23 protein-coding genes are annotated in these 26,055 nt (G+C 50.3%); 19 read left to right on the top strand and 4 right to left on the bottom strand.

Features of this window, described 5'->3' with window-relative positions; all coding sequences use genetic code 11:
- Positions 1-87: 87 nt before the first annotated feature.
- Positions 88-2,565 (top strand): TonB-dependent receptor domain-containing protein, encoded by a 2,478-nt coding sequence (locus tag ACTJJS_RS03585; protein WP_440662448.1) that lies wholly within the window; start codon positions 88-90, stop codon positions 2,563-2,565.
- A 108-nt stretch (positions 2,566-2,673) separates the two neighbouring features.
- Here ACTJJS_RS03585 and ACTJJS_RS03580 read toward each other — a convergent pair whose 3' ends face one another.
- On the bottom strand, positions 2,674-3,327 hold the full coding sequence (locus tag ACTJJS_RS03580; protein ID WP_168869223.1) for a protein-L-isoaspartate(D-aspartate) O-methyltransferase: 654 nt from the start codon (positions 3,325-3,327) through the stop codon (positions 2,674-2,676).
- 127 nt (positions 3,328-3,454) lie between these two features.
- On the opposite strand from ACTJJS_RS03580, the gene ACTJJS_RS03575 reads away from it, so the two are divergent.
- Together ACTJJS_RS03575 and ACTJJS_RS03570 are read left to right on the top strand one after the other, a co-directional pair.
- A complete protein-coding gene (locus ACTJJS_RS03575; RefSeq protein WP_343744979.1) occupies positions 3,455-5,179 on the top strand; it encodes a phospho-sugar mutase in 1,725 nt (574 codons plus the stop codon).
- Between the two features lie 128 nt (positions 5,180-5,307).
- Positions 5,308-6,183: a DUF2279 domain-containing protein gene (locus tag ACTJJS_RS03570; RefSeq protein WP_440662447.1), complete on the top strand. Its 876-nt coding sequence runs from the start codon at positions 5,308-5,310 to the stop codon at positions 6,181-6,183.
- Positions 6,184-6,192: 9 nt separating this feature from the next.
- Here the strand turns inward: ACTJJS_RS03570 and ACTJJS_RS03565 are convergent, their stop codons facing one another.
- Complete coding sequence (locus ACTJJS_RS03565; protein WP_440662446.1) at positions 6,193-6,690, bottom strand: phosphoribosyltransferase family protein; 498 nt, start codon at positions 6,688-6,690, stop codon at positions 6,193-6,195.
- A gap of 109 nt (positions 6,691-6,799) precedes the next feature.
- On the opposite strand from ACTJJS_RS03565, the gene ACTJJS_RS03560 reads away from it, so the two are divergent.
- The 10 genes from ACTJJS_RS03560 (at position 6,800) to ACTJJS_RS03515 (ending at position 16,891) form a co-directional block, all read left to right on the top strand.
- The gene (locus ACTJJS_RS03560) at positions 6,800-8,122 is read left to right on the top strand and encodes a 4Fe-4S dicluster domain-containing protein (protein WP_440662445.1); all 1,323 of its coding nucleotides are present in this window, start codon (positions 6,800-6,802) and stop codon (positions 8,120-8,122) included.
- Positions 8,123-8,145: 23 nt separating this feature from the next.
- Positions 8,146-8,925: a (Fe-S)-binding protein gene (locus tag ACTJJS_RS03555; RefSeq protein WP_440662444.1), complete on the top strand. Its 780-nt coding sequence runs from the start codon at positions 8,146-8,148 to the stop codon at positions 8,923-8,925.
- Positions 8,926-9,067: 142 nt separating this feature from the next.
- The gene (locus ACTJJS_RS03550) at positions 9,068-9,577 is read left to right on the top strand and encodes a hypothetical protein (protein ID WP_440662443.1); all 510 of its coding nucleotides are present in this window, start codon (positions 9,068-9,070) and stop codon (positions 9,575-9,577) included.
- Positions 9,578-9,817: 240 nt separating this feature from the next.
- Positions 9,818-11,230 (top strand): tRNA (N6-isopentenyl adenosine(37)-C2)-methylthiotransferase MiaB, encoded by a 1,413-nt coding sequence (gene miaB, locus ACTJJS_RS03545; RefSeq protein ID WP_440662442.1) that lies wholly within the window; start codon positions 9,818-9,820, stop codon positions 11,228-11,230.
- A gap of 55 nt (positions 11,231-11,285) precedes the next feature.
- Complete coding sequence (locus ACTJJS_RS03540) at positions 11,286-12,527, top strand: sigma-54 interaction domain-containing protein (protein WP_440662441.1); 1,242 nt, start codon at positions 11,286-11,288, stop codon at positions 12,525-12,527.
- A gap of 17 nt (positions 12,528-12,544) precedes the next feature.
- Positions 12,545-13,066 (top strand): LPS assembly lipoprotein LptE, encoded by a 522-nt coding sequence (gene lptE / locus ACTJJS_RS03535; RefSeq protein WP_168869232.1) that lies wholly within the window; start codon positions 12,545-12,547, stop codon positions 13,064-13,066.
- Between the two features lie 23 nt (positions 13,067-13,089).
- Positions 13,090-14,385: a hypothetical protein gene (locus tag ACTJJS_RS03530; protein ID WP_440662440.1), complete on the top strand. Its 1,296-nt coding sequence runs from the start codon at positions 13,090-13,092 to the stop codon at positions 14,383-14,385.
- Positions 14,386-14,390: 5 nt separating this feature from the next.
- On the top strand, positions 14,391-14,765 hold the full coding sequence (secG, locus tag ACTJJS_RS03525; protein WP_168869234.1) for a preprotein translocase subunit SecG: 375 nt from the start codon (positions 14,391-14,393) through the stop codon (positions 14,763-14,765).
- 72 nt (positions 14,766-14,837) lie between these two features.
- Positions 14,838-15,881 carry an endolytic transglycosylase MltG gene (mltG, locus tag ACTJJS_RS03520; RefSeq protein WP_440662439.1) on the top strand — a complete coding sequence of 348 codons (1,044 nt, stop codon included), beginning with the start codon at positions 14,838-14,840 and terminating at the stop codon, positions 15,879-15,881.
- Between the two features lie 29 nt (positions 15,882-15,910).
- Complete coding sequence (locus tag ACTJJS_RS03515; protein WP_440662438.1) at positions 15,911-16,891, top strand: YihY/virulence factor BrkB family protein; 981 nt, start codon at positions 15,911-15,913, stop codon at positions 16,889-16,891.
- 29 nt (positions 16,892-16,920) lie between these two features.
- Here the strand turns inward: ACTJJS_RS03515 and ACTJJS_RS03510 are convergent, their stop codons facing one another.
- A complete protein-coding gene (locus ACTJJS_RS03510; RefSeq protein WP_440662437.1) occupies positions 16,921-17,832 on the bottom strand; it encodes a P63C domain-containing protein in 912 nt (303 codons plus the stop codon).
- Positions 17,833-18,083: 251 nt separating this feature from the next.
- Here ACTJJS_RS03510 and ACTJJS_RS03505 point away from each other — a divergent pair, with 251 nt between their 5' ends.
- On the top strand, positions 18,084-18,689 hold the full coding sequence (locus tag ACTJJS_RS03505; RefSeq protein WP_440662436.1) for a redoxin family protein: 606 nt from the start codon (positions 18,084-18,086) through the stop codon (positions 18,687-18,689).
- On the opposite strand, the gene ACTJJS_RS03500 is transcribed toward ACTJJS_RS03505, so the two are convergent.
- Positions 18,690-21,221, bottom strand: a complete 2,532-nt coding sequence (locus ACTJJS_RS03500) for a M14 family metallopeptidase (protein ID WP_440662435.1) — start codon at positions 21,219-21,221, stop codon at positions 18,690-18,692.
- A 67-nt stretch (positions 21,222-21,288) separates the two neighbouring features.
- On the opposite strand from ACTJJS_RS03500, the gene ggt reads away from it, so the two are divergent.
- From ggt to ACTJJS_RS03475, 5 genes are read left to right on the top strand one after another with little or no spacing between them, the layout of a single operon-like run.
- On the top strand, positions 21,289-22,995 hold the full coding sequence (gene ggt / locus ACTJJS_RS03495) for a gamma-glutamyltransferase (RefSeq protein WP_440662434.1): 1,707 nt from the start codon (positions 21,289-21,291) through the stop codon (positions 22,993-22,995).
- 28 nt (positions 22,996-23,023) lie between these two features.
- Positions 23,024-23,545 (top strand): DUF1572 family protein, encoded by a 522-nt coding sequence (locus ACTJJS_RS03490; RefSeq protein WP_440662433.1) that lies wholly within the window; start codon positions 23,024-23,026, stop codon positions 23,543-23,545.
- A complete protein-coding gene (locus ACTJJS_RS03485; protein WP_440662432.1) occupies positions 23,545-23,970 on the top strand; it encodes a hypothetical protein in 426 nt (141 codons plus the stop codon). Before ACTJJS_RS03490 ends, ACTJJS_RS03485 begins: the two co-directional genes overlap by 1 nt.
- A 6-nt stretch (positions 23,971-23,976) precedes the next feature.
- A complete protein-coding gene (locus tag ACTJJS_RS03480) occupies positions 23,977-25,032 on the top strand; it encodes an aminotransferase class I/II-fold pyridoxal phosphate-dependent enzyme (RefSeq protein ID WP_440662431.1) in 1,056 nt (351 codons plus the stop codon).
- A gap of 18 nt (positions 25,033-25,050) precedes the next feature.
- The gene (locus ACTJJS_RS03475; RefSeq protein WP_440662430.1) at positions 25,051-25,920 is read left to right on the top strand and encodes a TraB/GumN family protein; all 870 of its coding nucleotides are present in this window, start codon (positions 25,051-25,053) and stop codon (positions 25,918-25,920) included.
- Positions 25,921-26,055: the final 135 nt, after the last annotated feature.

Raw genomic sequence — 26,055 nt, 5'->3', positions numbered from 1 at the left:
ATTCATCCCAATTAGTCAACATTTTAAAGGTCCGCTATTATTTTTATAGTCATAGATCAGCCAGAATAAAGGATGCTAACATTACGGATGCTAAGATTAATTGCAGGGGCGACCCTGTTGTTTGCTATTGTGCCTAACCTCTACGCACAAACGCCGGAAGGCGCACCGGTAAAAATGACCGGTAAAGTAGCAGACGCCGTGACCGGCAAGCCGGTGGAATATGCCTCAGTGGTATTGCTCCGCCAGGCCGATTCCTCTATGGTCACCGGTATGTACACCACGCCCGCCGGCACTTTCGCCTTTAATACAGTCGTTCCCGGTATTTACGTGTTGCGCGTTACCTTCATGGGTTACGAAAAGCTGGAAAAAGCGGTGAAAGTGGCAGCCGGAAAGCCCGCCTTTGCCGGCACCCTGCGCCTGCAGACAGCTGGCAAAGTGCTGAACGCCGTGGAAATCAAAGCGGAGAAACCCGCGTTCTCCATGCAGATAGACCGGCAGGTGTTCGACGCCGGCAGCATGATCAATGCAGAAGGCGGCACCGGTACAGACATCCTGAAAAATATTCCCAGCGTAGACGTGGACATCGATGATAATGTGACCCTCCGCGGCAAAAGCGTGACCATCTACGTGGATGGCAAACCATCGCCTTTCGGGGATGCTAAAACAGCGCTGCAGATGATCCCCGCAGAAAGCATCGACCGCGTGGAAGTCATCAATAACCCCTCTGCCAAATTTGAAGCACAGGGCGGCGGCGGTATCATCAACATCGTCCTGAAAAAAGACAAAGCCATCGGATATAACGTGATGTTCAATGCCGGCGTGGCCACCCGCGGGCAGGTCAACGGCAGCGCCAATGCCAGTCTGCGTATGCGCCGCTTTAATTTCTTCGGTAACTACAACGCCCGCTACGAATCCATCGGCGGCAGCGGCTACAGCTACCGCCAAAACCTGGTGCCAGACAGCAGCCGCACCACCTTCTTCTCCCAGGATAGCCGCAACAACAACCGCAATGGCAATAACGGCGGCCGCTTCGGATTCGATTATTTCCTCGATGACCACAACACCTTCACCATCGCGGAAGGCCTTAACCATAACTTCGGTAAAAACGAAGATGACATCTTCCTGAATTACCTCGATGACCAGAAACAAACGCTCCGCAACGGAGAACGGCATAATACCAGTCGCAATGACGGCTATAACAACAATACCAGCCTGAATTACAAACACACCTTCAAAAAACAGAACCAGGAACTGACAGCCTATGTGAGCTATAGTGGCAACCGTGGCAACAGTAACAGCGATTACCGCACACAATACCAGAAACCAGGACAGGACACACTTCCCAATCCCAACTGGCAACAGAATACCGGCAAAAACGGCAACCGCTTCTGGAACCTCCAGTCAGACTATACCATGCCCCTCGGCAAAAAAGGCAAGCTGGAAGCCGGCGTGAAAAGCACCTTCCGGTATATCAGCAACGACTATACGGCCATGCTGTACAACTGGGACGTACAGGACTTCCGTAAAAGCAACCAGCTGTCCAACCAGTACGACTATGAAGAAGACATTCACGCCGGTTACCTCAACTTCGCCAATGCCATCGGCAACCTGGGCTATCAGGTAGGGGTACGGGCCGAGCAGTCTTTCCTGAAAGGTTACTCCTATACCCGCGACACCACAGTGGACAATAAATTTTTCAATCTGTTCCCCAGTGTGTTCCTGAAGTACAACATGCCTAAAAACCAGAACCAAAGCCTGGTATTCAACTATTCCACCCGTATAGACCGGCCCAACTTCGACCAGTTGCTGCCGTATATCAATAACTCCGACCCGCAGAATATCCGCACCGGCAACCCGGAGCTGAAGCCTGCGCTGTCGCATAAGTTCGAAACCAGTTATTCCGTTTATTACCCTAAGTCCAATAACTATTTCAGCACCAGTACCTACTATGCGCAAACCAATGACAACATTGACCGTATCAGTACGCTGGACACCGTAACAGGCGTTACCACCACCAAACCCATGAACCTGGCCACACAGCAGAATATTGGCGGCAACGTGTCTTACAGCCTGAATATTTACAAATGGTGGAAAGTGAACGCCAACCTGAACCTGGAGTATAACCGGCTTACCAGCACCACGCTCAATAATGAGAATTTCAGCTATGGACTGAATGCCAATACCCAGTTCAGGCTGCCTTCCCGCATCAGCATAGAACTGAGCGGCCATTACCGCTCCCCCAGGATACAGCCGCAGGGCACTTTCCGCGCCATGAACGGGATAGACCTTGGCGTACGGAAGGAAGTCCTTAAAAACAGGGCGCTGGTGATAGCGCTGAACATTTCAGATGTGCTCAACACCCAGCAGTTCAGTTCTCACTACGAAACACCGGTATTTATCCAGGACTACGAGCGCAAACGCGCCACCCGCTTTATCCGTATCAACATACGGTACCGTTTTGGCAAAATGGACCCTAATCTCTTTAAAAAGAAAAAACAACAACAGGAAGAAGAAGAGAAACCGCAGGAAGAAGAAGAGAAGCCCAAAGAACGGGGAAGGCTTTAGAATTACGAATTACGAATTACGAATTGAGGGCTTCTTTATAGAGCGGTTATTTAGTAACCTTTCTAAAAGGGAGCCCTCAATTCGTAATTCGTAATTCGTAATTCGTAATTATTTTTTACCTGCCAACATAGGCACAAAGGAGAAGTTGTCAAACAGCTCCTGTTCTGTTTCCGTATCACTGATTTTGGTGATACGCAGCATCCGCTGAACTTCCTGGCCGCCTACCGGGATCACCATTTTACCGCCGATCTTTAATTGCTGCACCAGTTTCTCGGGGATATGTGGCGCTGCCGCCGTTACCAGCACCTTGTCAAAAGGCGCATAGGAAGGCAGCCCTTCGTAGCCATCGCCATAAAACAGGCGCAGGTTAGGGTATTTGCTTTTAAAAGGAAAGGCTTTTACCTGGTCGAACAGGCGTTTCTGGCGTTCAATGGTAAAAACGTTCATCTTCAACTCCGCCAGTACGCATGCCTGGTAGCAGCTGCCGGTACCGATCTCCAGTATTTTCTCATATGGCCGGGGCTCCAGTAATTGCGTCTGATAGGCTACCGTATAAGGCTGGGAAATCGTTTGGCCCTCTCCGATAGGAAAGGCCCTGTCATCATATGCTATGCTCTCGAAAGCCGTATCAAGGAAAAAATGCCGGGGGATGTTGCCGATAGCCGCTAATACATTTTCGTCAGTAATACCTTTCTGACGGATACTATCAACCAGCTGTTTGCGTAATCCTTTTTGTTTATAAGTATCTTCATACCGCCTCATGCCGCAAAATTAACCATTCACCAACGATTTTCAATGATTTTGGTCAGCCGGAATTTCCCACATTCGTTTTTTTATTTTTACTTTACAGCCTGGCCGGGCTATAAAGGCCCCGAAAAACAATACGATTATGGATATAAATATTCAAAACAAAGTATCGCAATGGCTCAATGGCAACTATGACGCCGAAACCATTGCCACACTGAAAAAGATGCAGGAGGGCAACCCCGATGACCTCAATGATGCTTTTTATCGTAATCTCGAGTTTGGTACCGGTGGATTAAGAGGAATTATGGGCGTAGGTACCAACCGCATGAATAAATATACCGTCGGCATGGCCACGCAGGGCTTCGCCAACTATCTGAAAAAGGCGTTCGATGGCGAAGTGAAAGTGGCCATCGCGCACGACAGCCGCAACAATTCCCGCTTTTTTGCCGAAACTGTTGCCAACGTATTTGCGGCCAACGGCATTAAAGTGTTTCTCTTTGAAAGCCTCCGCCCCACGCCGGAGCTCTCTTTCGCTATCCGTCACCTGCAATGCCAGGGCGGCGTGGTGCTCACCGCCTCCCACAACCCGAAAGAATACAACGGCTATAAGGCTTACTGGAACGATGGCGCTCAGCTGGTGCCCCCGCACGATAAGAACGTCATCCGTGAAGTGGAAAGCATCCTCTCCCCTGATGATGTAAAATGGACCGGTGGCGAAGCCAATATCACCCTCATCGGTAAAGAAGTGGATGAAGCCTACCTCAAAGAATTACAGGGCCTGTCCATCAACCCGGAGATCAACAAACAACAGCACGACCTGAAGATCGTTTATACGCCTATCCATGGCACCGGTATCACGATGGTACCGGAAATACTGCAACGCTTCGGCTTCACCAACGTGAACATCGTAGCGGAACAGTCCACTCCTGACGGCAATTTCCCTACCGTGGTATATCCTAACCCGGAAGAGTCTGAAGCGCTGACCCTTGGCCTCAAAAAGGCCAAAGAGCTGGATGCCGACATCCTGCTGGGCACAGACCCTGACGCTGACCGTGTAGGCATTGCCGTGAAAGACCTGAAAGGCGAATGGGTACTGCTCAACGGCAACCAGACCGGCGTACTGTTGTTTAACTATATCGTGGAAGGCCGCCGCAGAAAAGGATTGCAGCAGCCGAACGACTTTATCGCGAAAACCGTGGTGACCTCCGACCTCATTGATGTATTTGCAGCTAAAAATGATATCAACTGCTACAATACCCTCACCGGTTTCAAATGGATCGCTGACCTTATCCGTCGGAAAGAACCGCAGGAAACGTTCATCTGCGGCGGAGAAGAATCATATGGTTATATGATCGGTAACAATATCCGGGACAAGGACGCTGTTTCTTCCGTGGCCATGATCTGCGAAATGGCAGCTTATGCCCGCAGCCTGGGCCAGTCACTGTATGAGCTGCTGGTTAATATCTACCTGAAGTACGGCTACTACAAGGAGCACCTGATCTCCATCACCAAAAAAGGCATGAAAGGCGCCGACGAAATCGCTGAAATGATGCGCGGCTACCGTGAAAACCCACCTGCCACCATCAATGGTTCGTCCGTAGTTACACTGTACGATTATCAGTTACAGCAGGTGAAAGATATCAAAACAGGCGAAATCAAACCGCTCGACCTGCCTAAATCCAATGTGCTGCAGTTTGTACTGGCCGATGGCAGCAAAATCTCCGCCCGCCCATCCGGCACCGAACCTAAAATCAAATTCTATTTCAGCGTGAACGCCCCACTGAACAGTGCGGCCGACTTCGATGCGGTTACCGCCGATCTCGATAAAAAGATCGAAGGCATCATCACCGATATGCAACTGAAATAATAAAACATATTCCCATCACAACATTAAAAGAGAATACTGCCAGGTTAACCTTCCTCCCGCGCGGAGGAGGTGCCCTGGCGGGATTCCTGCTCCTCCTGGTTTCCCTGACGGCGCCCGCCCAACAAAAGGTGCCTTTTTTCTCCTTACCGGACACCACTATCAAAGAAAGAGTATGGATACTCTCCGGCACTACTGCCGCCATTTATGGCAGCGGGCTGGCAGTACTCAGCTCCGCCTGGTACAAAGGTTATCCCCGCTCCTCCTTTCACTTCTTCAATGATGCAGGTGAATGGAACCAGATGGACAAGGCCGGACATATTTTTGCCGCCTACTTTGAAGGTAAATACAGCCGGGAAATGTGGAGATGGTCCGGCCTGCCGCGTAAACAACAGATCTGGATCGGTGGCCTCAGCGGATTTGCCTATCAGTCAGTCATAGAAGTACTGGACGGGTTCTCTGAAAAATGGGGGTTCTCCTGGAGCGATATGGGCGCCAATGCTATCGGCTCTGCCCTGCTGATCAGCCAGGAGCTGGCATGGGACGAGCAACGGATACAGCTTAAATTCTCAGCGCATCCTAAAAGTTATCCGGAAGGTCCTGTCCGCGAAAAAACAGACCAACTCTTTGGCCACACTTTCTGGGAAAGAACATTGAAAGATTATAATGCTCAAACGTACTGGTTGTCGGTCAACCTTCACTCCTTCAACAAAAGTTCCACCTGGCTGCCCAGCTGGCTGAACATTGCCGTTGGCTACGGTGCAGAAGGCATGTATGGAGGAGACGATAATACCTGGACGGACGCACATGGCCAGTTCCACGATTACACCCACGTTCGCCGTGTCCGGCAGTTTTACCTGTCGCCCGATATTGATTTCACCAAAATCCACAGCCGTAAAAAAGGTGTACGGGTACTGCTTCAGGTGCTGAACATGATGAAATTCCCCGCCCCTGCCCTTGAAATCAATTCACTGGGCAACGTGAAACTGCATCCTGTATATTTCTAACGGAAAAGCCTATTCAAAATAAGCAGCGATGATATCTTCTCCCTGCATTTCCACCAATACCATGTCCTGTAAGGTAGTGGCGAGAGAATAACCCACGAAGTCCACGGACAGCGGGAAAGATTTGTGCCGCCTGTCTACCAGCACGGCAGTTTGTATTTTCTTTGGAAGATAAGCCAACAGGGGCTTCAGAGCATATAGCATGGTACGGCCGGAGTTGGCCACATCGTCTACCACTACTACCACTTTATCATTAAAATCGATGTCTTCAGAAACTTTTACTTCGTCCGGATGTTGTTTGTCCAGGTGCAGGGAGATGATTTTTGTTTTCAACGGAGAGATCTGTTCCAGCACAGCCGCTATCTTACGGGCTACCACCATGCCTCTGTCCCAGATGCCGGCAAGGATGATTTCAGTGCCGTCACTGTTCAGTTCATAGATCTCATAAGCGATCCGTTCAATTTTCTTCTGGATGATATCCTGTGTAAGAATAATGTTCCTGCTTTCCATAGGCGCAAAAATAAGAAGTTCAGTTGTAGGAAGATGCTTTTAATAAAAATTTCCCCTTGAAAAGCCGGGAACCAAAAAAAACATAAATTCGGGAGTCAAATCTAAGATAATGCGAATTGTACAAGAGTTACTGTTTATTATTGCCTTCGGGATGGCAGTATACCTATTTTCCACGAAAGTGCGCCAGATAAGGCGGAATATCCTGCTGGGGCGCGACAAAGACCTCAATGACCACCCTGACCTGCGCTGGAAGAACGTACTGTTGCTGGCTTTCGGCCAGAAAAAAATGTTCCGTAACCCGTTGGTGGCTGTGCTGCACTTTTTCGTGTATGCGGGCTTTATCATTATTAATCTGGAGATCCTTGAGATTATCCTGGACGGCATACTGGGCACACATCGTTTATTCGTTCCCGTATTAGGCGGACTATATCCCGTGCTGATCAGTGCTTTTGAGGTGCTGGCCGTACTGGTAACGCTGGGTTGCGCCATTTTCCTGGTACGCAGGAACATCCTGAAGCTCCGGCGGTTTATGAGCAAAGACCTGAACGGATGGCCGCGTTCCGACGCCAATTACATCCTCCTCACAGAGATTGTGCTGATGCTGCTGTTCCTGACCATGAACACTGCCGATCAACAGATGCAGCTGCGCGGCAGTGAACACTATATCGCCACCGGCAACTTCCTGGTTTCCGGCAGCCTGGCATCGATATTCAACCACACGCCCGACGGCACCCTGATAGCGATAGAGCGCACCTGCTGGTGGCTGCACATACTGGGTATCCTGGCGTTCCTCAACTATCTGCCTTATTCCAAACATCTTCATATTATACTGGCTTTTCCCAATGCGTACTATGCCAGCCTGGAGCCGGCAGGCGAAATGGAAAACATGCCTGCCGTACAAAAAGAAGTACAGCTGATGCTGCAGCCTGAACTGGCCGCCAGCGAGCCGGCCCCTGAAGGAATGCCTAAATTCGGCGCCAAAGACGTGTTTGACCTCACCTGGAAAAACCTGCTGGACGCCTACAGTTGCACCGAATGCGGCCGCTGTAGCGCCGCCTGCCCGGCCAACCTCACCGGCAAAGCCCTTTCTCCCCGTAAAATTATGATGGATACCCGCGACCGCGCAGAAGAGATAGGCCGCAACATCAATAAAAACGGGGCTTTCACTGATGACGGCAAAACACTCCTGCGTGACTACATCTCAGAAGAAGAGCTACGCGCCTGCACCACCTGCAACGCCTGCGTTCAGGAGTGCCCGGTTAGCATCAGTCCACTCGATATCATCCTGCAACTGCGCCGCCACCTCGTCATGGAAGAGTCCAGCGCTCCCGCCGAATGGACCGGTATGTTCAGCAATATCGAAAATAACATGGCCCCCTGGAAGTTCAGCATGGACGACCGCGACAAATGGGCCACAGAAATGAATCAATAACGAAAAGCTAAAAGCGAAGAGCTATGCAGATAAAGACAATGGCCACATATGCCGCCAACGGGGAAACACCGGAAATACTGTTTTGGGTAGGTTGCGCCGGCAGCTTCGACCAGCGGGCACAAAAGATCACCAAGGCATTTGCCACCATCCTCGATAAAACAGGCGTTCAGTTTGCCATCCTGGGTAAAGAAGAAAGCTGTACCGGTGATCCGGCCAGAAGAGCGGGCAATGAGTTTATCTTCCAGATGATGGCACAAAACAACATACAGTTGCTCAACATGTATGGGGTAAAAAAAATCGTTACCGCCTGCCCCCACTGCTTTAATATCCTGAAAAATGAATATCCCGCCCTCGGCGGTAATTATGAAGTGATACATCATACCACCTTCCTCCAGTCACTGATCGATGAAGGAAAGATCAAAATGAAAGAAGGCGGTGTCTTCAAAGGCAAAAAAATCACTTATCATGATTCCTGTTACCTGGGCAGGGGCAACAATATTTATGAAGCGCCACGCAAAGTGCTGGAAACGCTGGATGCCGAGCTCGTGGAGATGAAACGCTGCCGCAGTAAAGGCCTTTGCTGCGGGGCCGGCGGCGCCCAGATGTTCAAGGAGGAAGAAAAAGGCACTACCCGCATCAACTTCGAAAGAGGCCATGAAGCGGTAAATACCGGCGCCTCTGTTATTGCCGCCAACTGTCCTTTCTGTATGACCATGCTGACAGACGGAGTGAAAGAGACCGGCAAGGAAGACGAAGTAAAAGTGCTGGATATTGCAGAGCTGATCGCGATGAATATGGAATAATCAATTACGAATTACGAATTAAGAATTACGAATTAAGAGTTCGTTATAAAGCCGAAGTTCAGAACTGATATTGTAGACAGGGTTCTCAATTCGTAATTCGTAATTCGTAATTCGTAATTCGTAATTATCTTAAATTTGCATCATGAACATACAAGACATCAATTTCCCTTCCGGGTTTTCTCCGGCTTCAAGGGTTTGGATATATCAGAGCAACAGACCATTCCATGAGCAGGAGATCAAAGAAATCGACGAACAGCTGTTACAATTCACCGAACAGTGGAACGCTCACGGCGCGCCTGTAAAAGGCTGGGGCCGCGTTGTACTGGGCCAGGTGGTGATACTGATAGCAGACGAAACAGAAACGACCGTAAGCGGTTGCAGCACAGATAGCTCGGTGCGGGTGATCAAAAGCATTGAAAAACAGTACAATGTAAATATGTTCGACCGCCTGCTGCTCGGTTTTATTGTGAAGGACAAGGTGCAGCTGCTGCCGATGGCCCAGCTGGGTTACGCCATGGAGCAAGGGTTTATCGATGAGAACACCCTTTATCTCAATAATACCGTACTGACCAAAGCCGATCTGGACACGAAGTGGCTGATACCACTGAAAGACAGCTGGCTGAGCGCAAAGATTACCCGCAAAGCGGTGTAGAGCTGCCGGGAAGACAACGAAAACATTATATAAGAGCGAAGACAATAGATTTATATAAACTATTGTTTTCGCTCTTATTACATATTATAAATTTAACAAAACAAGAAAGTATCAGTAAGTTGACGGGAGATATCTTTGACCAGACGTTTTGGGAAACCGGCATGCGCCTGTTGCGTGATGACATAATGTCATTTTTTCCGTTTTAATCCTTATTTTTGCTCTCCAAAATTTTTGTCAGGAATGCTGGACCAGGTTACCAAAGTGCATGATGAGAGCCGTCAGGGAGAAGCTTTTGCTCCTGTGGCGGCCGACGACCAAACATATAGGAAAAAATTTTATATAGAAAGCTATGGCTGCGCGATGAATTTCAACGACAGTGAAATCGTTGCGTCCATATTAAACCAGGAAGGATTTGGCGCCACCCGCAACGTGGAGGAAGCTAATCTGATCCTGCTCAATACCTGCTCTATCCGCGAAAAAGCGGAACAGACAGTGCGTAAGCGGTTGACAGAATTCCGGCGGATAAAAAAAGAGACGCCCGGCCTGCTCATCGGTGTGCTGGGTTGCATGGCAGAACGGTTGAAAACGAAGCTGCTGGAAGAAGAGAAGCTGGTAGACATGGTCGTAGGCCCGGATGCCTACCGCAGCCTTCCTTCCCTGATCGCAGAAGCGGAAACAGGCCAGAAGTCAGTGAACGTGTTGCTCAGCCGCGAAGAAACTTATGGAGACATCAGTCCGGTGAGACTGGACAACAACGGGGTTTCCTCTTTTGTGTCTATCATGCGGGGTTGCAATAACATGTGTACCTTCTGCGTGGTGCCTTTTACCCGTGGCCGTGAACGCAGCCGTGACGCGGTTTCTATCGTGAAAGAGGCGGCGGAGCTGTTTGAAAACGGCTACCGCGAAGTGACACTGTTGGGCCAGAACGTAGACTCCTACTACTGGACCAGCAATGACGGCAGCGAAACCGTGACTTTCGCCCAGCTGCTGGAGAAAGTGGCGCTGATCAATCCTTTGCTGCGCGTACGTTTCAGCACCTCCCATCCGAAAGACATCACCGACGAGGTGCTCTATACCATGGCCAAACACGAAAACATCTGCAACTATATCCACCTGCCGGTACAAAGCGGCAGCAACAGGATATTACAGCTGATGAACCGGACATATACCCGTGAATGGTACATGAAGAAAGTGGAGCGCATCCGCGAAATACTTCCCGGCTGCGGATTGTCAACCGATATTATCTGTGGCTTCTGCAGCGAAACAGAAGAGGAACATCAGGAAACCATGGACATCATGCGGTTTGCCGCTTACGATCTGGCCTATATGTACTTCTATTCCGAACGCCCCGGTACACTGGCACAGCGCCGTTACCAGGACGATATACCGGAAGACGTCAAAAAAAGAAGACTGGCCGAAGTGGTGGAACTGCACCGGCAACAATCAGAAAAAAGCATGAAAAACGATGTCGGCAAAACCTTCAAAGTGCTGGTAGAAGGCACTTCCAAACGTTCCGAAGAACACCTGTTCGGCCGCAATGACCAAAACAAGGTGATCGTTTTCCCCCGCGAAAACTTTAAAAAGGGCGAATACGTTATGGTAAAGGTGGAGAGCTGTACATCCGGTACACTTATAGGAAACGCAGTACAGTAGCCTGCCCGCTGCTGCCTGCTCATTTTTGGACCATTAAACAATCGGGTTACCACTTATGGACATACAGGCTATTAAAAACAGGTTTGGCATTATCGGAAACAGTCCCGCATTGAACTACGCCCTGCAGGTGGCCGCACAGGTGGCCAATACCGACCTCACCGTACTGATCAACGGGGAGAGCGGCGTAGGTAAAGAAGTATTTTCCCAGATCATCCACGCGCTCAGCGCCCGAAAACATAATCCTTTCATTGCCGTGAACTGCGGCGCCATCCCTGAAGGCACCATCGATTCCGAACTGTTCGGCCACGAGAAAGGTTCCTTCACCGGCGCAGTAGACAGCCGTAAAGGTTATTTTGAAACCGTCAACGGTGGCACCATCTTCCTTGATGAAATCGGAGAAATGCCGCTGGGCACACAAGCCCGCCTGCTCCGTGTACTGGAAACCGGCGAGTATATCCGCGTAGGCTCCTCCAAAGTGCAGAAAACAGATGTCCGCGTGATCGCCGCCACCAATCGCGATCTGCTGGAACGCACCCAACACGGCAAATTCCGGGAGGACCTCTACTACCGCCTCAACACCGTGCCTATCCGCGTACCGGCACTGCGCGACCGCAAAGAGGACATCCCCCTGCTGTTCCGCAAATTCTCCGTCGATTTCTCCGAGAAATATAAAACACCTTCCATCCAGCTGGATGAAGAAGCCCGTCAGATGCTGGTCAATTACCCCTGGCGCGGCAATGTGCGCGAATTGAAAAATATCGCAGAACAAATCTCCGTACTGTCGTCCGACAAGCTGGTCACCGCCAACGACCTGAAAAGGTTCCTTCCGGAAATACCGGAAGTCAACAGGCTTCCGATGCTGGCCGCTCCGCAGCAACAACCAGGTGGCGGCGATTTCGCCTCGGAAAGGGACATCCTCTACAAACTTTTCTTCGATATGAAAAAAGATGTGACAGAGGTCAAAAAAATGTTCTTCGACATCCTGCAGAACCCTAATGTAACACACTCCGCGGAATACCATCCGGAAAGCCATGTGCTACACAGCTACCCTGCCGCTACTGAAATGGCCGTCCCTTCTCCCGGTATCAACAATAACCAGCCGATCATCCTGGCCGATAATAAAATCGACCACCATGAAGAAGTGGAAGAAACCCTTTCCATTGCCGACAAAGAGAAAGAACTGATCGTGAAAGCGCTGAAGAAACACAAAGGCAAACGCAAGGATGCCGCCCTCGATCTGGGCATTTCCGAAAGAACGCTTTACCGTAAACTCAAAGAATATAACATCGCCGAATAAACGAATTTTTCAGGAACATGACCACTACCATCCGAACATTCATCGCCCTTGCCATGATAGCACTACTGGGCGGTTGCAGTGTACACTACTCCACCACTGGCGCCAGCATCGACAATGAAGCCAAGACGGTGAACGTACGTTTTATTGAGAACAGGGCACCTATCACCAACCCTACCCTCAGCCAGAAAATCACCCAGAAACTGCGTGATAAAGTCACTTCCCAAACCAGGCTGACACAGGTAGGCGATAATGAGCCCCGGGCCGATTATGAGTTCCGTGGCGCCATCACTGGCTATTCCTTCTCCAACGCCGCTGTCACCAACGTAGACCAGGCCGCCACTTCCCGTCTGAATGTGACCATCAACATCACTTTCATCAAACGGGTAGGCGATAAAAAAGGCTTTACCCAGTCATTTACCCGTTCTGCCGACTTCTCTGCCAACCAGCTTCCTTCCGTCGTGGAAAACGGACTGCTGGAGAATAATATCATCCCCGGCATAGTGGACGATATTTTCAACAGGGCTTTCGCTAACTGGTAATAAAATTTTACTACATTAGGACTATGATCGCAAACACAATCATCGCACACGTCTTTTTGCAGGCCAGCCTGCACCAGGTAGATGTGGCCGCCATGGACAAGCTGGTAGCGGAATATCCCTATTTTTCTGCTGCCCGGCTCCTGCTGGCCAGAAAGATATATCACCAGCATGGCGACCTTCATGATCCCGCCATCAAAAAGGCAATGTTGTATAGCGGTCAGCCTCACCATTTTTATCACATCGTGACCCATGAACCGGTACTGGAAACCGTGGAAGACCGTGTATCACCGGCTATCCCGGTAGATGCCCTCCCGGAAGAACTGCCTGTGGCACTGGGAACTGTCGAAGACCACGTATCACCAGCCATCCCGGTAGACGCTCTCCCGGAAGAACTGCCTGCAGCACTGGGAACTGTGGAAGACCACGTATTACCGGCCATCCCGGTAGACGCCCTTCCCGATGAACTGCCTGCCGTCATTTCAGAAAACGGTCAGGCAACCGCTGAAGCAGAGACGACAACGCCGGTCATCGCAGACACGAAAATCGAAGAAGAAAAAGAAGGAAAAGAAGAAGTGGAAGAAGAGCATATGATCGCAGCATCCGCTGCCATACCTGTAATGGAAGAAGAAACGCCCATCCCTGCTGCTGCGGAAGCTACCGTTGAAATGCCGCAGGCAATGGCTGTTAACGGCACAGAAGACTACGAAGCAACCATCCCGGAAGCAATATTATCTGAAATACCGCAACAGGCTGACATGGTGGCAGCGCCGGAAACAGACCATACCCCTCATCAGACGGCATCAACAGCCTCAGAGGATACCGACAACGCAGACGAGCTGCCAATTAAAATATTCCCGCTGGAGATGTCAGCAACAGAAGAAACCACGCTGACATTCCAGCCGCTGTATACCGATGACTACTTCGCCTATAAACGGCTGAAAGACCCGGAAAACGCAGACGAGCTCAGCGTTCAGGGAGAGGCAGAGATGAAAAGCTTTACTTCCTGGCTGCGGCAGATCAAGGACAACTTCTCCGGCAGGAGCAACAAAGACTGGTACCACCAGCAGCTACACCGCATTTACGAAGAAGACGAAGAACCGGAAGTATCAGAAACCGTCGAAAAAATGGCGATGGACTCCATTACTTTCAACAACGATATCGTATCTGAAACACTGGCAGAGATATGGGTACGTCAACGACAGTACCAACAAGCGATCAGGATATATCAAAAATTAAGTTTGCTTAATCCCGACAAAAACGCTTATTTTGCGCAGAAGATACAAGAACTAAAATCTTTAATAGATAAAAGCAAACATTAATATTTATGTTAATCATTTTTGGTATCCTGATCATATTAGCCTGTGTGTTGTTGGGCTTTTTCGTGCTGATCCAGAACCCTAAAGGAGGCGGCCTGTCCGGTTCTTTTGGTGGTATTGGCAATCAGGTGATCGGGGTGCGTCAGACAACTGACGTTTTGGAAAAAGGTACCTGGATACTGGCAACTATCATTGCTGTACTCTGCCTGACAGCTCCTTTCTTTATCGGTAAATCCAGCAAGGTATCCAATTCCGCACCTACTGCCATCGAAAGAGCTGGCGGTGGCGTACCTGCTCCGGCTCCTGCACCTGCGCAACTACCAGGTACCCAGCCACAACAACCGGCGCCGAACACTCCGGCTCCATCCACTCCGGGCAAATAATATCTTTCTGAATAATATTTTATAAAACCTCGCCGTGAAAAGCGAGGTTTTTTTAATCACTACCCGCTACGAATGGCTAAGAAACGAAAACCTACCAACGTATGGCTTAAACGCAGCCTCGTCATCGCCGGCTGCCTGGCCGCAGGTATCCTCGTATATTTCTCCTACCGGGTGTTTGGCCCCAATACAAAAGCGTTCGGCGATTCCAAATACTTCTATGTCCGCACCGGCAGCACCTATAATGACGTGCTCGACGGGCTGGAAGACCAGGGCATTATCCGCAACCGCAACAGCTTCAACTGGGTGGCCAAAGAACTGGGATACCCCTCCCGCGTGAAAGCCGGTCGCTACAAAATAGCCCATGGCATGAGCAACTTCGACATCGCGAAACTGCTCCGCTCCGGTAAACAATCCCCGGTAGTACTGGTAATCAATAAACTGCGTACCAAACAGGACCTGGTCCGCAAAATCAGCAACAACCTGGAAGCCGATTCCAACGCGCTCCGCGCCCTGCTGGCCGATCAGGTATATCTGCGCCAGTTCAGCCTCGACACCAATACCGTAATGTGCGCCGTAGTGCCCAATACGTATGAGTTCTACTGGAATACCAACGCGGAAACCGTCTTCAAAAAACTGGAAAAGGAAAGAGAGGAATTCTGGACCAGCGAACGCCGGGAGAAAGCCAAAGCATTGAACCTTACACCAGTTCAGGTCACCATTCTCGCCTCTATTGTGGAAGAAGAAAGTAACAAGCTGGATGAGAAACCGATCATTTCCAGCGTATACCTGAACCGCTTCCGCAAAGGCATGCGCCTGCAGGCCGATCCTACCGTTAAATTTGCGCTCCAGGACTTCGGCCTGAAGAGAATACGCGAAGTGCATACCCAGTTCGATTCTCCGTATAACACTTACCGTTATGAGGGTTTCCCGCCGGGCCCTATCTGCACGCCGTCCGAAAAAACAATAAACGCCGTGCTGAACACACCGGAAACAGATTATTTGTACTTTTGCGCGAGGTCTGACTTTTCAGGCTACCATGCTTTTGCAGCCACTTACGCGGAACATCTGATCAATGCCAGAAAATATCAGGCTGAACTGAACAAAAGAGGATATTGATTCCCAAATAACTAAATAACAACATCGCTTTGGTTTTTAAACCCGAAAACATCATCTTCCGTTCACGTCCTTACCGCTGGTTGGTTAACAGGAGTAAAACCCTTATCCTGCCTGGCTTTGAAGGACTGCCACTGTATGATGTGCTGAAATATTTCGGGCAGGAAACCAAAGCAAGAGGCCTGGGAGACAGGGCCAGGGCGATTTCTTTCAACTTCCTGCTGGCCATTCCGCCTTTCTTCATTTTCCTGTTTACGCTCGTTCCCTATGTACCGGTAAAAAACATAGAGCCTACGCTTTATGACCTGGCGCAGGACCTCACGCCCAACTACAACACCTATATGATCGTGCGGGAAATGATCCATGACTTCCTGTACACGCACCGCAACGGTCTGCTGTCGGTAGCTTTCCTGATGGGCTTTTTTTATTCTTCCAATGGCGTCATGGGCATCCTGCGCTCCTTCAGTAAAATAGAAGGCGCCGGTTTCCGCAGGCGTAAATGGTGGCAGAACCGCCTGATCGCCCTGGAACTGACGCTCATACTGGTCATCCTGCTACTGGTGACCGTGGCGCTGATCATCATCCAGGGCGCTACCCTCCGCTGGCTGTTCAACCTCACCGGCGTACAAAATGCACGGCTGCTCAGTCTTATCGATGTGGCCCGCTGGGTGTTCATCGTATTCCTGTTTTACTCCGTAAATTCAGTGCTGTACCGCATTGGCGCCGCCACTACCAAAAGGTGGAAGTTCATTACCGCCGGTGCTACCGTGAGCACCATTTTTATGATCGTGGTGACCATCGGCTTTTCCTATTTTGTGAACCACTTCGGTAACTATAACAAGATCTACGGCTCTATCGGTACTATCCTGATCCTGATGTTGTGGGTGTTCTTCAATTCATTTATCCTCCTGGTCGGCTTCGAGCTGAATGCCAGTATCCGCGCCCTGAGCGATGCCCGGCAGGAAAAAGAGCAGGAACAGGAAAAACCGGCCGCCAGCCCGTCGTTTCGATAGAGAGGCTCAGGGTTAACCTGGGCCTGGTTTTATTCACCAGGAAAATCGAGTAACATTGTAGAGCCGTATTTGGGATAGGCTTTTTGAACAAGTTTCAGAAATGACACCCAGTCATAACCACTGGCCCTTCCAAGTGCCATTAATCCTTCAAGATGCTCTTTCAATTTAGGGTTGCCATAGCTGGCACTCAAATATTGATGATGCTTAACCCTTCTGGTTCCATTTTCCGTGATCGGATTTTTACGTTGCAATTCAGTTAAAACCTCTGGCCCAAGCCTGGAATACACAAGGTCATTGATATACTTACCCACAACGCTTGGTTTCTTGACAGTTGCATAATGCCAACTCCAACCCTTCATTTTAAAAATCATTTCAAAAAACCTATCAGGAAATGTTTTAACCCATTTTGCATATCCATCACTTAAAAACTTATCAAGAAATGCCTGAAGCGCATCAATTCCTCTCGCTTTCTGATACCCTGTCGCTTCGTCCACCAGAGCAATGATACCAACCTTAGCAAAGGCGTCATCCATTATTTCCGCGCTAACACCAACCTCATTATATCTTTTATGCAGTATTCCTTTTAAATATGCTTTGGAAATAGCTCTTACAATATCCTGTAATACCGTTGCCTCGTAGCCAAAGTGATCTGTATTATTAACCTCAAACACCACAGGAGCCTTAAGCAAGGCCTTTATATCATTGGGAATGAGTTTAATAAGCCCATTTGTATCCATGAATTGTACTAATCTGGCAGCACCTCCAAACTCTTTGTATTTTTCACTGGTGCCTCCCTGTTTAACCCCTAAAGCTTTAAAAAGGCCTCTTTGAACAATCACCCTCTTGCCGTCTTCTAAAACGTAACATGGAATCTCAATATCTCCAATCTTTAATGGCCTATCCGCAGCGCCATACTTAGCCTTAAGCATCTTTTTGCCCATTGCAGTTTTTTTTAAAAAATGATAAATTGTTTATCATTTAAACGTAATAGGATATAAAAGGTACTAGCGCAAAATCCTTCAAGATGGGATTATTTTGTTGACAAAACATTTGTTATAGCACAACATTGTCATCTACCGAAAATTTTTATTTTAATTTTTTTTATTATATCTTTCTAAAGATATCCTGTCAACTGTCAGGAAAATTACTGTCGCATTGATTATATTTATACTGGACATGAAATCCTCATGATATGATGAAGTCCGCTCTCTACCTTGCCTGTGCCCTCGTTTTTACCGCAGCCGTACCGGCTGTCGAAAATCCGCTTGAACCTGGTGCCGCCCTTCCCAAACCTGATGTAAAATGGATGGATGTTTCGGGAAAAGAAATTTCCCTGAATAGTGCCAAAGGCACCAACGGCCTGTTGATCGTATTTGGCGGCAACCAGTGCCCCTATATGGCACGCAACCAGGAACGGCTGCACAATATCTGCGCGTTGGCGCGTAAGAGCGGTATTGGGGTGGTAATGGTAAATTCCAATGAAGCCAATCGTACTGATGGGGATTCGTTTTCAGCCATGAAGGCCTATGCCTCGCAACATGCGTTTCAATGCTACTATATCCTGGATAAGAATGCGGAACTGGCAGATGCTTTCGATGCCAACCATACACCGGAGTGCTACCTGTTTGACAAAAACAACCGCCTTGTGTACAAAGGTGCTATTGATGATAACCCAGGCAATGCAGATGCGGTAAAAACCCGTCACCTGCAAAATGCCATCACTGAGTTGCTGGCCGGCAAATCCATTACCACCAATACTTCCAGCACACTGGGCTGTAATATCAAAAGAAACCGCTGATTACTGTCCAACGAGGAATACCGCGTTACTGAACATCAGCTTACCATTTTCCCAGAAACTTCTGAACAGCGGGTTATCAGCCAGGATGACCACAGCGCCGTTGCCCATTTCCTTTACACCGAACAGCAGCCCGTCTTTTAACCGGTTACGGGTGTCTGCGCCCACGAAGCCACTGAGGTAATTGTCTTTCTTTAAAACGCCTACATTCCAGCCCCCGTTGTCGATGAATTCATACAACCGGCTATCCTGTTTAAGGGTGTAATAAGTCCCCGGATAACCGAAGGCCAGTGGATGTGTGGTGTCCATCTCCACTTTAAAGATAGCGCCCGGAATAAACTGCCGTACACTTTCCCGTTCACGGTTGCCGTACGGTTTCAGCGCATCATAGGAAGATTCATCCAGTTGTTTGTTCTTTTCCGGCGCCGGCCCTTCTTTTTCTTTTTTCTCCCTGATGCCCCATTCGGCCGCGGCCACCTGTGCTGCCGCACTTTCAATGGCAATCAGTTTACCGCCGTTACTGATCCAATCTTTCAAACGTTCGGTGGCGGCCTTGTCTGTAAATGTTTTATAGTCGCCGTCTGGCAGTATCAGCACATCTGTCTGGTCCCACTTCACCGCATTCAGATTTCGTTCATTCACGACCGTTACAGGATAGCCCAGTTGCTGTTCAAAGAAATGCCATATCTCTCCCACGCCCAGCGAAGAAACATTGTCACCAGTCACCAGTACTACTTTGGGAGCTTTGATATAACGAATTCTGTCCGAGCCGAAGTCCATCCCCTTCTCTACAAAACCAGTTGCCACGGCATCGAGCGTGATTTTGAACTTATCAGCCTGCGAAGTGATGAAGTTATCGAACGGTACGCCGTTGCTGTTGTTGCCGGTACGGGTGATCACGAGCGTGCCCGCAGGGAATGTTTTACCGCCTGAAGTAAAAGGCGCTTCCGTGAAACGCACTTTCATGCCGTATTTGAGCAATGCGGAAAGGAATTTCACGTCTCGCACACTGTTCCACTGGGCCAGGTAAGCGTATGGATGTTGCGCGGCCAGTGCTGTGTTAGCCGGTGCTGCCGGTGCGTCCGCAGCCGGTGTCAGCGGTTGTTTCAGCGCGTAAGATGTCAGCCCGTACACATAAGGCATGGCCCATGCGGTAATGTCATATGTCACAGAGTCCGTGAGGTGGGACGTAGGCTCAAACAGCACGCGCAGCATATTGGAGCGGGGCTGATAAGCGTTGATCACCAGGTCTTCCTTACTGATGGAGAAGGCCTCCGTTTTACCAGTGAAATAGTTAAACCCGCTGGCGCTGCCGATATTGGCGCCGTAACCGAAGGCTATATTGTTTTTACGCAGTAGTTCCGCCAGGCCGTTCAGTTTCTCGGAGTTTCCATTGGCTTTGATCACATAGGATTTATAACCTCCCTGCGGGTCTTTCTTAGCTGTTTCAAAGTACTGCACATATTCTTTGAGGATGCGGCCAGCCTGCTGGGAAGCCACTTCAATGGTAGACATGCCGGTAGTAAAGTGATGTGCGATACGGTCCGTCAGGGTAAGCGTATCACCGTCCCGTTTCAATACCGCCACGCCGGCGCGGCCACTGCCGCCCTGTTCGTAGGTCATGCCGATAGCGCCGTTATACATCGGATAGGTATCGCCATAGCTGGGGTAGAAAAGGTCAAAACGTTCTTTGGTAAAATAGAGCCATCCTTCCTGATCGAAATATTTCGCGTTGTTTTTGCCGATCATCACCTGGACTTCGCGCTGCCAGGGTGTGATAGCGTCATGGAAAGGCTCTGCTGCCGGCGCAAAATAGTAGGGTGCCTCGATTTCCTGTTCATGGAAATCCACATGCAGCTGTGGCATCCATTGGTTGTAGCGGCCCACCCGTTGCTGTGATTCACGCTGCGTTTGCCATGCCCAGTCACGGTTCAGGTCAAAGTAATAGTGGTTGGGCCTTCCACCGGGCCAGGGCTCATTATGTTCGCGGGAATAGCGGTTCACGTCCGGCTGCAGGCTGCGTACCGCATTATAGAAATTGACATAGCGCTCACGCCCGTCCGGGTTGAGGCAGGGATCTATGACCACTACGGTATTTTGCAGCCACTGCTGCGTTTGTACGTTACCGTTATTCACCAGTTCATACAGTGTTTTCATGGCTGCTTCGGTAGAAACGGCCTCGTTGCCATGTACATTGTAGCTAAGCCAAACAATCACGGGCTGGTCGGCTGACTGGCCGCCTTTGGCCATAGACATATCGAGGCTTCTCTGCCGGATCTCGTCCAGCCGGCTGAAATTGGCCGGGGAAGCGATGGTAGCGGTAATGAGCGGACGGCCTTCATAGGTGGTTCCATACTGTTCCACCTTCACATTTTTGGCCGTAGCCGCCACCTGCCTGAAGTAATCCAGTACACGGTAATGAGGGGTGAACTGGCTACCCAATGGGTAACCCAAAAACTGGTCAGGCGTAGGGATCTGGGCCATAGCGGAGGTAAAGCCAAGCAACAGCAGTGCCAGAAGAAGACGTTGGCGCATAGCAACAAATAGTTTGATACCGTAAGATAGGGATTGTTTTGTTAATTTACACGCAAACAGAAGTATCATGCGTTATCAGATCATGTTGGGACTGGTGGTAAGCTGTTTCTATACAGCCAGTGCCCAGTCCCCGATTCAACAGCTCCGGCCTTATGACTACCAGATTGAGAAAAACATCACCGTACCGCATGGGGCGGTAGTATCCGCCCATCCCCTGGCCAGCCGCGTAGGCGCCATGATCTTGCAGCAGGGCGGCAATGCTGTAGATGCGGCCATCGCTACCCAGCTGGCGCTGGCCGTAGTATATCCCGGCGCCGGTAACCTCGGCGGCGGTGGTTTTATGGTGGCCCGTCTCGCCAACGGCACGCAGGTAGCGCTGGACTACCGGGAGACAGCTCCGGCCAAAGCCAGCCGCGACATGTACCTCGACAGCGCCGGCAATCCCATTACTACACTGAGCCTCGACGGCCATCTCGCCGCCGGCATTCCCGGCACGGTGGCCGGCCTCTTCGCGTCCATGAAATATGCCAGGCTGCCTTTCGCCAAACTGATAGCCCCTGCTATCCTGCTGGCGGAAAAAGGTTTCGCCATCACCGCCTCGGAAGCGTCCAACCTCAATGCCTATAAAGCCGATTTCCAGCGTCTCAACACCCTACCCACCGCTTTCGTAAGAGAACAGCCCTGGAAAGAAGGTGATACACTTATACAGAAAGACCTCGCCCATACGCTGACGCTTATACGAAACAAGGGCGCCGCCGGCTTCTACGAAGGGGAAACGGCCGCCAATATTGTAGCCGAGATGCAGCGTGGCCACGGCATCATGACCCTTGCCGACCTGAAAAACTATAAAGCGCGCGAAAGGAAAGCCCTGTCTTTTAACTATAAAGGCTATACGATTGTGACCATGCCACTCCCTTCCAGCGGCGGTATCTGCCTGCAGCAAATGATGGGCATGATGGAAAATTACCCGGTGGCGCAATGGGGATTTCATTCTCCCCAAGCCGTGCAACTGATGATTGAAGTGGAAAGGAGAGCCTACGCCGACCGCGCCCGGTACCTCGGCGATCCTGATTTTGTAAAGGTCCCGGTGGCGCAGCTCACCAGTAAAAAATACCTTGCCGCCCGCATGACAGACTTTGTGCCCGGTAAAGCCGGCAGCAGCGAAACCACTAAGGCAGGCACTTTCCCGGAAAGTGAAGAAACCACCCATCTCAGCATTATTGACGACAAAGGCAACGCCGTAGCCGTTACCACCACGCTCAATGGCCACTACGGCAGCCGTACCGTGGCAGGTAAAGCCGGTTTCCTGCTCAACAACGAGATGGACGACTTCAGCGTAAAACCCGGCGTACCTAATATGTACGGCCTTGTAGGCACAGAAGCCAATGCCATCGCCCCCGGCAAACGCATGCTGAGCTCCATGACGCCTACAATCGTGTTACAGGGAAAACAACCGTTGTATTCCCTCGGTACGCCAGGCGGTTCCACCATTATCACCTCCGTTTTCCAGACATTGATGAACACACTTGAGTTCGGCCTTTCACCGGCAGATGCCATCAACAAACCCAAGTTCCACCATCAGTGGCTGCCCGATGAAATAGCTGTGGAAAGAGACTTCCCGGAAGAGGTGATCACCGCGCTGCAACAGATGGGCTATAAAGTCGTGAAACGCAATCCCATCGGCCGCTCCGAAATTATTAAACGGACACCCGTCACACGCATGCTCGACGCCGCAGGCGACAAACGGGGCGATGACAGCGCAGCAGGTTATTAAGATATTCGAAAATCAAAAAAATATTTATATGCAACTCTATCTCGACAGCGCTTTACAACGGTTCCGCTCCTATTACGATATGGGCACCAAAACCATTGAACGGCTGGATACGCCCCAGCTGCACTGGCAGCCACAGGGTGAGCCCAACAGCATCGCTATGATCGTAAAACACCTGCGCGGCAATATGTTGTCCCGCTGGACAGACTTCCTCACCAGCGATGGTGAGAAACGCGACCGTCACCGTGACGAAGAATTTGAAGAAGACCAGGCCAGCAAAGAAATTGTCCTGCAACGCTGGCACGAAGGCTGGGCATGCCTCCTGAAAGCTGTCGGCAGCCTCACGCCGGACGATCTCGAAAAAACCGTGTACATCCGTGCTGAAGCTCATTCCGTACTCGACGCCATCAACCGGCAAATGACCCATGTGCCCTATCACGTTGGACAGATGGTATATATCGGCAAAATGATACTGGGCGAAAACTGGCAAAGCTTTTCTATTCCCAAAGGCCAGTCAGAAGCTTTCAACCAGCAAAAATTCGGGAACAAATAATGATGAAACTACGTACTATCTTCACCGTTATCCTGCCCGCAGTCGTGTTGTTCGCCTGTAACACCGGCAGGACAGACGAATTGCTGAAGCATAAGAAATGGCGTGTATACGATGTAAAAGTGCCGCAGGGCGACCCGTACAATAACACCCAGCTCATTCAGGCCAAAGACCTGAAAGACGGTTATTACACCGACGTATACTACCAGTTCCTGGACAACAATGTATTTGTGGCCACCATCGCGGGCAAACCGGATTCGGGCAAATACTTTCTGCTCAGCAACGGCAAGGTGATCTCCGTCACCGCCTCCAACGGCTCCCGTACGGCGGAGAACCTGGTCACCGTGGAAAAGCTGGATGAATCCCACTTTGATATGAAAGTGAAATCCGGCGATTACCATTTTATTCTGCGTACCCGAAAAGAATAGCTACCTATGCTTCTACACACCGATATTACCCCGGGAAGGACCGTTACAGTTGACAATCGCAGCTGCCTGTTTTTCTCGGGCTTTTCCTATCTCGGTCTACATCAGCAACCCGCTTTTAAAAGCGCCTTCATGGAAGGCATCCACCGTTATGGAACGCTTTATCCCTCTTCCAGGGCGGGGAATGTGCGGTTGTCACTTTTTGAAGAGATGGAACATGCGCTCTGCACCCATCTGGAGCAGCAGGCCGCAGTAGTGCTTTCTTCCGGTTATATGGCCGCGCAGGCGGCCATCCACTATGCCGCCACCCGTGGCCGGCTCTGTTATGCGCCCGGTGCCCATCCGGCATTATGGCTTGGCACGCCGCAGCTGCCGGCCGTTAACAGAGCACAATGGGAGCAGGACACGATTGCGCGTGTGAACGGTGACGCAGATCATCATTACGTGATCGTCACCGATGCGCTGAACCCCATCACCGGGGAGGTATATGCTTTCGACTGGCTCCGCCTGTTGCAACGCAAAGTACTGGTACTGATAGACGATTCTCATGGCATTGGCATCCTTGGTCCCCGCGGCCAGGGAAGCATTCACCTGCTGCCCGGCACGGAACAGGTGCGTTATCTTATTACCGCTTCGCTGGCCAAGGCTTACAGCGTAGAAGGCGGTGTGGTGGCGGGCCATGCGGCCGATATCGCCGCACTGAAAAAGAACGGCTTCTTCACGGGCAGCACTCCAATGATGCCGGCCGGCGCGCATGCCTGGCTACAGTCAGCCGACCTCGTCCGGCAACAACGGATGCAGCTGCAACAGAACGTGGCCTACTTCCTGCACCTGGCGGCCAATTCAGCGATTCACAACCCGCATGGGCTACCGGTGTTCATCCTGCCACAACCGGCAGAAAAACCACCGCTATTAAACTATCTGGCTGAACGGGATGTTATCATTTCCAGTTTCCCTTACCCGTTTCCCCACAGCCAACCGGTAAACAGGGCCATTATATCTGCACTGCATACCCAGCAGGATATCCTGTCCCTTTACCAGTTCCTGAAAGAATATGGTTATTAACAATAAAAAATCTCGTCAATGTTACGCCCTCTGAAAACCCTCGTTCCCTTGCTCCTGGCGCTGCTGGTACAGCTCTCCGGCCATGCACAGGGTAAATCCCTGTTATGGAAAGTAACCGGTAAAGGCCTTAGCGCCCCCTCCTATCTCTTTGGCACCATGCACCTGGTCTGTAAAAATGACTTGTCTTTTGCCCCTGCCGTCACCAACGCCTTGCAGGGCGCCCAGACAATGTGTATGGAAATAGACCTGATGTCCAACAACAAGGACAAACTACAGTCACTGATATTCAACCAGGACGATGGCTATTCCCTGCGGAAATTATTCGAGCCTTCACAATACACCATGGTAGACCAGTTCTTCCAGGACTCCCTGCACTTCAGCCTTGCTCCGCTCGACAAAGCCAAACCTTTTATGCTGACCACCCTGCTGATGATGAAACAGGTACCCTGCCAGAACCAGGACATCGCTGCACCCGACAGGGAGCTGGCCACCCTGGCCACCACCAAAAACATACCCATCGCCACCCTTGAAACAGTGGAATCGCAGATGGCCCTCTTTGACAGTATCCCCGATAAAACAGAAGCAGAAATGATCGTGCGACTGGTACAGGATATCAAGAACAACGACAAGGAAGCCCGCGTGATGCTGGACACCTGGAAACAACAGGACCTTGATAAACTGTACAAATTAGTTATACAATCCCCTGATCTGAAAGATTATCAGGACCTGATGCTCTTTCGCCGTAATGCCGCATGGGTACCACAGCTCGAACAACTGATGTCCAAAGGGCCGGTGTTCGTTGCCGTAGGCGCCGCACACCTGGCGGGCGCCAAAGGGCTTATTGCTCTTTTAAGAAAAGAAGGATATAAAGTGGAAGCCGTCAACTGATTATTTCGCCATTCAGTTATTTTGTTATTTGAACATTTGTTGATTCCCGCAGGCTGTACGGGCCTAAAATTGATAAATGGTCAAATAACAAAATAACTAAATGGCCAATAACCCCTATTTTTGCCGGATAAACTT

The sequence above is a fragment of the Chitinophaga sp. 22308 genome (genome assembly GCF_052045305.1).
In the GTDB taxonomy this organism is placed as follows: domain Bacteria; phylum Bacteroidota; class Bacteroidia; order Chitinophagales; family Chitinophagaceae; genus Chitinophaga; species Chitinophaga varians_A.
The sequence above is the reverse complement of the archived record's forward strand: the minus strand, read 5'-3'. Positions and strand labels throughout refer to the sequence as shown.